Source organism: Streptomyces sp. NPDC086077 (assembly GCF_040686175.1).
In the GTDB taxonomy this organism is placed as follows: domain Bacteria; phylum Actinomycetota; class Actinomycetes; order Streptomycetales; family Streptomycetaceae; genus Streptomyces.
This window is the reverse complement of the sequence record NZ_JBFBJT010000213.1, coordinates 1-9,179: the sequence shown is the minus strand read 5'-3', so window position 1 is coordinate 9,179 and position 9,179 is coordinate 1. Positions and strand designations below refer to the sequence as shown.

Sequence of the window (9,179 nt, the reverse complement as noted above, 5' to 3'; positions counted from 1 at the left end):
GAGCGTCCGCCATCGCCTGAGGGTCCTGGTGGATCCACCGCCGGTCGTAGATCTCGTCCGCCCCGGGCCACGGCAGCAGCGCGGGCACCGCGGCGGAGGCCATGCCCTCGGCCGGGGCGAGATGGAAGCTCTCGTCGTCGCTGGTGGACAGCACGTTCCCGACCCGGCGGAGCCAACCGGCCACGTCCGCGCCGAAGTCGTCGAAGACGACCGCCCCGTCGAGCAGCGGCGAGGTCTGCATACGGCGCAGTACGGCGTCGTAGTGCGCGCGCTCCTCGGGCTTGTTCCAGATCCACCAGTACTCCCAGGGTGGTTTGGACTTGACGGAGAGGTGCCAGCGGCGGTCCCGGGCGCGCAGCGCCTCCAGCACGTCGAGGCCCAGGTCCATGCGCTTGCGGCTGGGCGCGATGCCGATCATGCCGAGCCGGAAGCGGGCGCCGGGCGCCTTGGGGCGGTCGAGCTGGTCGGTGTCCACCCAGTTCGGGACGACCGTCACCTTGGACTCCGGCCAGCCGGTCAGTTCCAGGGTGCGGCGGGCGTAGTAGGAGCTGACGCAGATGACCTGGTCGACGGCGTCGATGTCGACCTGCGCGGGCCACTCGGCGTCCAGTTCGAAGCGGTGCAGCCGGACGATCAGCCGGCTGTCCTGCCGCTTGTGGCGGCTGTACCAGACGGCGGCCGGGCCGCACCACTCGACGACCACGACGTCGGCCCACCCGGCGAGTTCCCGGCTCGCGGCCGGATCGTGCCGGGACAGCGCCGGCCAGGCGTCGACGCGTACGTCAAGACCGGGCACCGTGCGGAAGTGGTCGAGGAGCCGGGAGAGGAACTTCAGGTCGTGGCCCGCGACGCCGACCCGCAGGGGCCGCGGCCGGGCGGTCACGGCGGCGGGCGCCTCGGGGAAGGCCTGGTCGAGCTGGGCGCGCCAGCGTTCGGCGGCCGCCCGGAGCGTGTAGTGGGAGGCGGCCTCCCGGCAGCGTTCGGCGGCGAGCCGCCGGGCCTGCGGCTCGCGCACGGCACGCGCGACCGTCTCCACGGCGTCGTCGAGTCCGGCGTGCCCGGTCACGAACAGCGGATAGTCGCCGCCGAGCAGCGCCTCGTGGGCGGGGGTGCGGTTGAGCACGACGGGCAGCCCGAGGGCGCCGAACTCCAGGACCTTGGTGGACAGTTCGAGGCTCGCGTCCAGCGCGGGCTCGCGCCAGCCGAGACCGAGGTCGCAGTCGGAGGCGATGCGCATGGCCTCCTCGCGCGGCTGCCCGCCGTGGTGCTCGACCCCCGGCGTGACGGCCAGCGCGCGGGCCATGGCGTCCTGGAACTCCGGGTGCGAGGGGTCCTCGTGGATCTTGTCGCCGACGGTGTGCAGTTCGGCCCGGACACCCTGTTCGGCGAGGAGGGCCGGCAGCCGGGTCATGGGCAGGGTGTTCCACAGCGGGGCGAACTTGCCGGTGTAGACGAGCCGGAAGGGGTCGTGGAGGTGCTCGCGCTCCGGCAGCGGGAAGCCCGGCTCGGGTACGGCGGGCGGGCTGAGCACGCACTTGCCGCAGGCCTCGGGCACGGACGTCTCCAGCAGGCAGCGCAACTCCTCGGTCTGGCACAGCAGACGCTGGGAGGCTTCGGCGATGCGGGTGAGTTCCGCGCGGGCCCCCTCGGTCATCTCGGCGGCCGACTGCGGGATGTCGGTGAGGTAGGCCCAGATCCGCCCCTCGAAGAGGCCCTCGGCGACCATGCGCCCGACCAGTCGCCGTCCGCGCAGCACCAGGAGGTCGCAGGGCTCGTCCTGGTCGAGCTGGGCGAGCGCCTGGGAGGCCTGCACGGGCGACAGCGGCCGGTCCGACAGCCCGGACAGCAGCCGTTCCTCGTGGGGGCGGACCACCGTGACGCCGGGGAGCCCGGCCAGCGGGTCGATCAGCCGGCTGGTGAGCACGGGGGCCTTGAGGACCAGCCGGGTCCGGCAGCCGGCCCGCGACAGTGCCTGCACCGTCGACTGGGCCCAGACGGCGGAACCGTCGATGAGATTGAGGTCAACGTCGCCGTAGACGAGCGCGTTCAGTGTCCGGCTCATGTCGGCTCCTTCCCGCACCAGGCGAACAGGCGGTGTCCCTGGCGCGCCCAGGTCTCGGGCGGCGCGCCGGAGGTAAGCAGCGACCGGCGCACCAGGAGGGGGCGCAGTTCGGGGACGAAGGTGTAGTCGTCGGCGGCGGGCGTGGAGCCCACCGCGTCGGCGCCGGAGTACTCCTGCGCGCACATCAGGTCGAGCAGCAGGGTGTCCGGGCGGTCCTCGGTGAGGTCCGTCCAGTCGGCGACCCAGGGCGCGAGGGGCTCACCGGTGCGTACGGTGACGCCGGCGGCGGCGAGTTCGTCGAGTCCGGTGGGATCGGGTACGACGACCTCGGCGGGCCGGTGGCGCTGGCTCAGCACCTGCTCGGTGAGCCGGGCGACGCCGGCCCGGTCACGTGGGTCGGCCAGCACGCAGATCCGCCGCCGGTCCAGCGGGTCGGGGGCGCCGATCCGGCGGGCCAGCTGCGACAGGCGCACCCGGGAACTGTCCGCCCGGAACACCTCGCGCAGCCGCTGGCGGCCGGTGGTGGCCGGGTCGAGGCTGGTCAGCCGCACACCGGCGTCGGCGTCCAGCACGACGTCCCAGGCGAGCCGGGTGAGGCCGGGGGCCGCGGAGACCGGGCCGTCCCGCCACAGCACGCAGCGGCGGCCCGCCGCCCGGGTCTCCGTGATCAGTTCGGCCAGTTTCCGGTCGAGGTCGGGGGCGAGTCCGGTGCCGGTGAGCGACCAGGGGCCCTCGCCCGTGCAGGCGCTGAGCTGGACGACCAGGGCGTCCGGGTCGGTGCGCTGCACGACCAGCCGGCCGTCGTGCGGCAGCGCCCGGTTGACCACCGCGTCCGCGGCGAGGTCCGCGGCGGTGGCGTCGGTGAGCACACCGGCGATCACCATCCGGTCGCGGGGCGTCGAGGTGAACGCCCGGTGGGCGAGGTGCATCCGCCCGTCGGGCACGGCGATCTGGGGCGCGAGTCCGGACGTCGCGGGACGTGACGTCACACGGCTCGCGGTGCCCGGGACCGCGGTTCCGGGCTTGAGCCGCCCGCGCCATCGTCCGTACAGCTCGCGCAGCCCCGCCTCCCTCGCCGCGCGCGACGACGCGGACAGGGGACGCGACTTCACCCGCCCCCGCCACAGTCCGTACAGCTCGCGGGGCAGGCGTGGCGCCTCCTGCCGGGGTGAGCGTGCGGCCGACACCAGGGCCCTGCCCACCCGCAGGGAGGTCGAGCCCTCCAGCATGGCCACCCGCGCCTCCAGCAGGCCCACGCGGTCCCGTGCCCTGTGCAGGGCGGCCGCCAGCTGGTCCTTGTCGCGTGCGGCGGCGGCCAGGCGCTCGGCGAGGCCCTCCTCGTGGACGGGGCCGCGGGCGCGTTCCGCCTCCTCGGCGTCGCGTTCGAGGTCCAGCACCCGGGCCCGCAGCGAGCGGGCGACGAGGTCGGCCAGGACGTACTCGTCGGCGATCCGCAGCGCGGTGGCGAAACCCTCCGCCGGGACGGGCCGGCCGAACCAGTCGTGCGGCGGCTGGAGTTCGTCGGTGCGCACGAACACCGCGGCCGCGTGCAGGTGCACGTAGTCGAGCGGGGCGGCGCGCAGCACCTGGCAGTGGTGGGCCACCAGGGCGTCGAGCACCCGGTGGTAGGGGAGTTCGGTGCCGCGGTGCCCGAAGAGGATCAGGCCGCGGCCGCCGGGGCGCATGCGTCGCAGCACGGCGAGACAGTCGGTCTCGGTGCCGTGCAGCGCCGGGTCGGGGCCGAACGACACGATCACCAGCTCGTTCTCGCCGATGTCGCGTTCGCCGTGGTGCACGGCGACGTCGTCGGGCAGATGCAGATAGGGCTCCAGGTCGAGCCCGCCGTCGGTGGCGTCCACGACGGTGGTGACGCCGTCCAGGTGAGGGTGGAGCAGATCGGTCAGGCGCATCAGCGGGTCCTCGTGAAGACGTGGAAGCCGACCTCGTTCTCGCGGAAGCCGTACGGGGTGAACAGGGTGTGGCGCAGGCCGAGGGGTTCGAGCAGCGCGGCGTACTCGTCGGCCGGGCGGTGCAGGATGTAGTCGCCGCGCGGCCTGCGGGTGCCGATGTCCTCGTCGGTCAGGATCAGCCGTCCGGTGATCCGCACCAGCGAGGCCAGGTTGCGCAGGCCGGCCGCCCACTCCTCGTCGTCGAGGACGTGGAAGAGGACGTCGAGGCAGACCACGACGTCGTACGGCCAGGGGCTGCGCCACTCGTCCAGGGCGGCGACGGCGTAGCGCGGGCCGCCGCCCTCGGCGTGGGCGTGCGCGACGGCCTCCTCGCTCGTGTCGAAGGCGTCGACGCGGTGGCCGCAGCGGGCCAGGGCGCGGGCGAAGTGCCCTTTGCCGCAGCCCGCGTCGAGCACGAACAGGGGGGCCGACTCGTCGGCCAGGTCGCCGATCAGCGGCAGCAGGGCGCCGAGCCGCTGGGCGTAGAAGATCTCGTTGCCCGCGTGGTCCAGGCCGATGTGGCCGCCCGAGGCGAGGTCGTCGTGCTCGCGGTGGCGGGTGTCCCAGTACAGGCGGGTGAGCTCAGACATGGTGGTCCAGCCGGCGGACGACCTCGGCGGCGATCCGGGCCCCGGCCCGGCCGTCCCACAGGGGCGGTCCCTCCTCGGGCGCCGGCTGCCCGCCGTCCATCACCTTGCGCAGCGCGGGGATGAGTTCGGCGTGGCCGACGAGCCGGTTGGTGCCGTGGGTGACGGTGACCGGCCGCTCGGTCGTGGTGCGCAGGGTCAGGCAGGGCACACCGAGCACGGTGGTCTCCTCCTGGACACCGCCGGAGTCGGTGATCACGGCGGCCGCGCCGCGCACCAGGCTCATGAACTCGACGTATCCCAGCGGGTCGAGGACGTGGACGCCCGGAGCGCCGTCGAGCCCGGCCTCGCCGAGTGCCGCCCTGCCGCGCGGGTGCAGGGGGACGGCGAGGTCGAGGAGCCGGGCCGCCTCGGTCAGGACGCGGGCGGCCGCCTTGGCCGCCTCGGGATCGTCGACGTTGGCGGGGCGGTGCAGCGTGACCACGGCGTAGCGCTCGGGCAGTCCGTGGGCGGCGCGGGCGGCGGCCGGGTCCAAGTGGTCCACATGGGTGAGCAGTGTGTCGATCATGGGGTTGCCGACGAGATGCACCCGGGCGGGGTCGACGCCCTCGCGGGCGAGGTGGCCGATCGCCTCCGGGCTGGTGGCGAACAGCATGTCGGCCAGCTGGTCGACGAGGCGCCGGTTCACCTCCTCGGGCATCGTCATGTCGAAACTGCGCAGGCCCGCCTCCACATGGGCGAGGGGCATCCCCAGCTTGGCGGCGACCAGGGCGGCCGCCAGCGTGGAGTTGACGTCCCCGTAGACCATGACGAGGGCGGGGTCGCGGGCGGTCAGCTCGCCCTCCAGGGCGACGAGCAGGTCGGCGGTCTGCCGGGCGTGACTGCCGGAGCCGACACCGAGGTCGGTGTCCGGTTCGGGCAGGCCGAGCTGCCGGAAGAAGATGTCCGACATCCGTTCGTCGTAGTGCTGGCCGGTGTGCACGAGCACCTGGTCGCAGCCCGCCGTGCGCAGTGCGGCGACGACCGGGGCGGCCTTGACGAAGTTCGGTCGGGTGCCGACGACGTGAAGTATGCGGCCGTTCATGTCGTACTTTCTCCGCTCTCGCCGCCTAACGTGACGGCATGTCGCGTCATATCCCCCGTGCGCTCAGTCTGGCCGCATCCGTGGCGTGGGGCGAACTGCGCCATGACCCCCTGAGGGCCGCGCTGCTGGGGGTGCGGCTGCTGCCGTCGCCCGTGCGGCGCCGGGTCCGTGAGCTGGAACGGCGGCTCGCCGGCCGGGCCCGGACGGCGGGTCCGGCCGCTGCTCCATCCGGGGTACGGGTGCCCCCTCCGCCCGGTCGCGCGGTCCGGCCGGTGCCGGGCCGGGTGCTTCATCTGGTGACCAACGGACTGCCGTTCAAGCACGCCGGTTACACCGTGCGCACCCAGAGGATCGCCGCGGCGCAGCGTGCCGCCGGGCTCGATCCGCATGTGGTGACGCGGGTCGGGTTCCCGGTGGCGCAGGGAGTGCTGGACGCCCGTGCGGTGCAGACGGTGGACGGTGTGCCGCAGCACCGGCTCCTGCCGCCGTGGCTGCCGTACGGGCAGGCGGCGGTACTGGCCCGCAACGCCGAGCTGGCCGGGCGGCTGGTGGAGCGGCTGCGGCCCGCCGTCCTGCACCCGGCCACCGACCACGGCAACGGGCGGGTGGCGCTGGCCCTGCGCGCGGCCTACGGGCTGCCGGTGGTCTACGAGGTGCGCGGCTTCCTGGAGGACACCTGGCTGACCCAGGCCCCGGGGCGGACGCCGGACGACCCGACGTACCGGGCCCGGCGCGAGCTGGAGACGCACTGCATGCGGGAGGCGGACCTGGTGCTGACGCTGGGCGCGGCGATGAAGGCGGAGATCGTGGCCCGCGGGGTGCCCGAGGAGCGGGTGCTGATCGTGCCGAACGCGGTGGACGAGGAGTTCCTGACACCCCTGCCGGACGGAGCGCCGCTGCGGGCCCGGCTCGGCATCGCGCCGGACGACGTCGTGGTCGGCACGGTCAGCAGCCTTACTCCACACGAGGGAATCGGCACATTGCTCCATGCGGGTGCCGAGCTGAGGCGCCGCGGAGTGCCGTTGCGGCTGCTGATCGTGGGGGACGGACCGGAGCACCCCGCACTGCTGCGGCTGGCCGGCCGGCTGGGTCTCGACGACGGGACGGCCGTGTTCACGGGCCGGGTCCCGTACAACCAAGTCCGGGAGTTCCACGCGGTGTTGGACGTTTTCGCGGTGCCGCGCACCGATGCGCGCGTGTGCCGGCTGGTGACGCCGCTGAAGCCGGTCGAGGCGATGGCGAGCGGGCTGCCGGTGGCCGCCAGCGATCTCCCCGCGCTGCGGGAGCTCGTCAAGCCGGGAGCGACCGGGCAGCTCGTTCCGCCCTCGTCCGAACAGGCTTGGGCAGATGCGATCGAATTCCTTCTTTACAGTCGAAAGCGGTCCGAATGGGGTACGGCCGCTCGCGAGATCGTGGCACGCGACCGCACCTGGACGCGGGTCGCCGCGACGACCCGGGAGGCGTACCGCGCCCTCGGCTGTCTCTGAGGAGCCGCCCGGCTGTCTCGGAGGCGCGGGCCGGACCACACAACTTCAGATCCGAGTCCGCCCACGGGACGGGAGCAGCCCTATGCAGGTCGACGAGTCCGAACCGCTCGGGGACAAGAACGCACAGCTCGGGGAATCAGAATTGGCCGGCACCGCCGAACTCGCGGTGATCGGGCTCGGCTACGTCGGGCTGCCGCTCGCGCGGGAGGCGGCGGCGGTCGGCCTGAAGGTCGTCGGCCTCGACAAGAACCCCCGGATCGCCGCCGGGCTCAACGCCGGACGCTCCCACGTCGACGACGTCTCCGACGAGGACGTCCGCGGGATGCTGGCGGCCGGCTTCCGCGCCTACACCGACGACGGCTGTCTCGCCCGCGTCCAGACCGTGGTGATCTGTGTGCCGACCCCGCTCAACGGGGACGGCGGGCCCGATCTCAGCGCGGTCACCGCCGCCGTCCGGGCGGTCGCGGGCCGGCTGCGGCCCGGACAGCTCGTGGTGCTGGAGTCCACCACCTACCCGGGCACCACCGAAGAGGTCGTACGGCCGCTGCTGGAGGAGGTCTCCGGGCTGCGCGCCGGGCAGGACTTCGCCCTGGCCTTCTCGCCGGAGCGCATCGACCCCGGCAACACCGGGCACGGGCTGCGCGACACCCCCAAGGTGGTCGGCGGCTGCACCCCCTCGTGCGCCGCCCGCGCGGTCGGCTTCTACGGCAAACTCGTCGACACGGTCGTGCAGGCGAAGGGCACCCGCGAGGCCGAGATGGCCAAGCTGCTGGAGAACACCTACCGGCACGTCAACATCGCCCTCGTCAACGAACTCGCCGTCATCAGCCACGAGCTGGGCGTCGACCTGTGGGACGCGATCCGCTGCGCGAGCACCAAGCCGTTCGGCTTCCAGGCGTTCCGGCCGGGCGCCGGGGTCGGCGGCCACTGCATCCCCATCGACCCGAACTACCTCTCGTACAAGGTGCGTTCGTCGCTCGGCTACGAGTTCCGGTTCGTCGAGCTGGCCCAGGAGATCAACCGGCGGATGCCGGAGTACGTCGTCCGCCGCGCCCAGGACCTGCTCAACCACGCCGGCCGGCCACTGCACGGCTCCCGGGTGCTGATGCTCGGGGTCACCTACAAGCCCGACGTCGCCGACCAGCGGGAGAGCCCGGCCGTGCCGGTGGCACGGCTGCTGCGGCAGCGGGAGGCCGAGATCTCCTTCCACGACCCGCACGTCGACGAGTGGTCCGTCGACGGTGTGCCGGTCCCCCGCGTCGACGACCCGATGGCCGCCGTCGCCGGGCACGACCTGACGATCCTGCTCCAGGACCACTCCTCCTACGACCTGCCCGCCCTCGCCGACGCGGCCCGCCTGCTCTTCGACACCCGGGGGCGGATATTCCGCCCCGGTGTCGAGGTGCTGTAGCGGGCCGGGCGGAGCCGAAAGGTGCTGCTCTGATGCGGATACTCGTGGTCACCGTCGTCCACCATCCGGAGGACGCGCGGATACTGCACCGGCAGATCGCGGCCCTGGCCGAGCGCGGCCACCGGATCGTGTACGCCGCCCCCTTCGGCGCCCGTGGGGTGGTGCCGCGCCCCGGTGTCGAGGGCGTGGACCTCCCCCGGGCCGCCGGCCGGGACCGCCGGGCGGCGCTGCGCGCGGCGCGCGCCCTGCTGGCGGAGCGCGGCCCGGAGGCGGACGTGGTGCTGCTGCACGACCCGGAGCTGCTGCTCGCCCTGCCCGGCACGCTGCGCCGGTGGCGGCGCGGCGGCCGGGCCCCGGTGACCGTGTGGGACGTGCACGAGGACACGGCGGCGGCGCTGACGATGAAGCGCTGGGTGCCGGCGACGCTGCGGCCGCCGCTGAAGCTGGCGGTGCGGGCGGCGGAACGCCTGGCCGAGCGGCATGTGCGGCTGCTGCTCGCCGAGGACGCCTACCGGGAACGGCGACGACCGGGCGGTGCCCGGCAACTCCACGCCCACCGTGGAGCGGGCGAACGGCGCGGCCTACGACCGGCAGTGGAC

Annotated in this window: 6 protein-coding genes and 1 pseudogene; 3 read left to right on the top strand and 4 right to left on the bottom strand. The window is 74.0% G+C overall.

Annotated features, from left to right (window positions below; genetic code table 11):
- The 4 genes from AB0O67_RS34705 to wecB all read right to left on the bottom strand — a co-directional run.
- The coding region (locus tag AB0O67_RS34705) for a glycosyltransferase (RefSeq protein WP_365459194.1) at positions 1 to 2,062 on the bottom strand (2,062 nt) is incomplete at its 3' end.
- Positions 2,059 to 3,972 carry a hypothetical protein gene (locus AB0O67_RS34700; RefSeq protein WP_365459191.1) on the bottom strand — a complete coding sequence of 638 codons (1,914 nt, stop codon included), beginning with the start codon at positions 3,970 to 3,972 and terminating at the stop codon, positions 2,059 to 2,061. The genes AB0O67_RS34700 and AB0O67_RS34705, both read right to left, overlap by 4 nt.
- Positions 3,972 to 4,601: a methyltransferase domain-containing protein gene (locus AB0O67_RS34695; protein ID WP_365459188.1), complete on the bottom strand. Its 630-nt coding sequence runs from the start codon at positions 4,599 to 4,601 to the stop codon at positions 3,972 to 3,974. Before AB0O67_RS34695 ends, AB0O67_RS34700 begins: the two co-directional genes overlap by 1 nt.
- Entirely contained in the window at positions 4,594 to 5,682 is a 1,089-nt protein-coding gene (wecB, locus tag AB0O67_RS34690; protein ID WP_365459185.1) for a UDP-N-acetylglucosamine 2-epimerase (non-hydrolyzing), read from the bottom strand. The genes AB0O67_RS34695 and wecB overlap by 8 nt, the downstream gene beginning before the upstream one ends.
- Before the next feature lie 38 nt (positions 5,683 to 5,720).
- On the opposite strand from wecB, the gene AB0O67_RS34685 reads away from it, so the two are divergent.
- The 3 genes and pseudogenes from AB0O67_RS34685 to AB0O67_RS34675 all read left to right on the top strand — a co-directional run.
- A complete protein-coding gene (locus tag AB0O67_RS34685; protein ID WP_365459182.1) occupies positions 5,721 to 7,169 on the top strand; it encodes a glycosyltransferase family 4 protein in 1,449 nt (482 codons plus the stop codon).
- Positions 7,170 to 7,251: 82 nt separating this feature from the next.
- Positions 7,252 to 8,580 carry a nucleotide sugar dehydrogenase gene (locus AB0O67_RS34680; protein WP_365459179.1) on the top strand — a complete coding sequence of 443 codons (1,329 nt, stop codon included), beginning with the start codon at positions 7,252 to 7,254 and terminating at the stop codon, positions 8,578 to 8,580.
- A gap of 32 nt (positions 8,581 to 8,612) precedes the next feature.
- A pseudogene (locus AB0O67_RS34675) lies at positions 8,613 to 9,179 on the top strand (hypothetical protein); the annotation flags it as partial.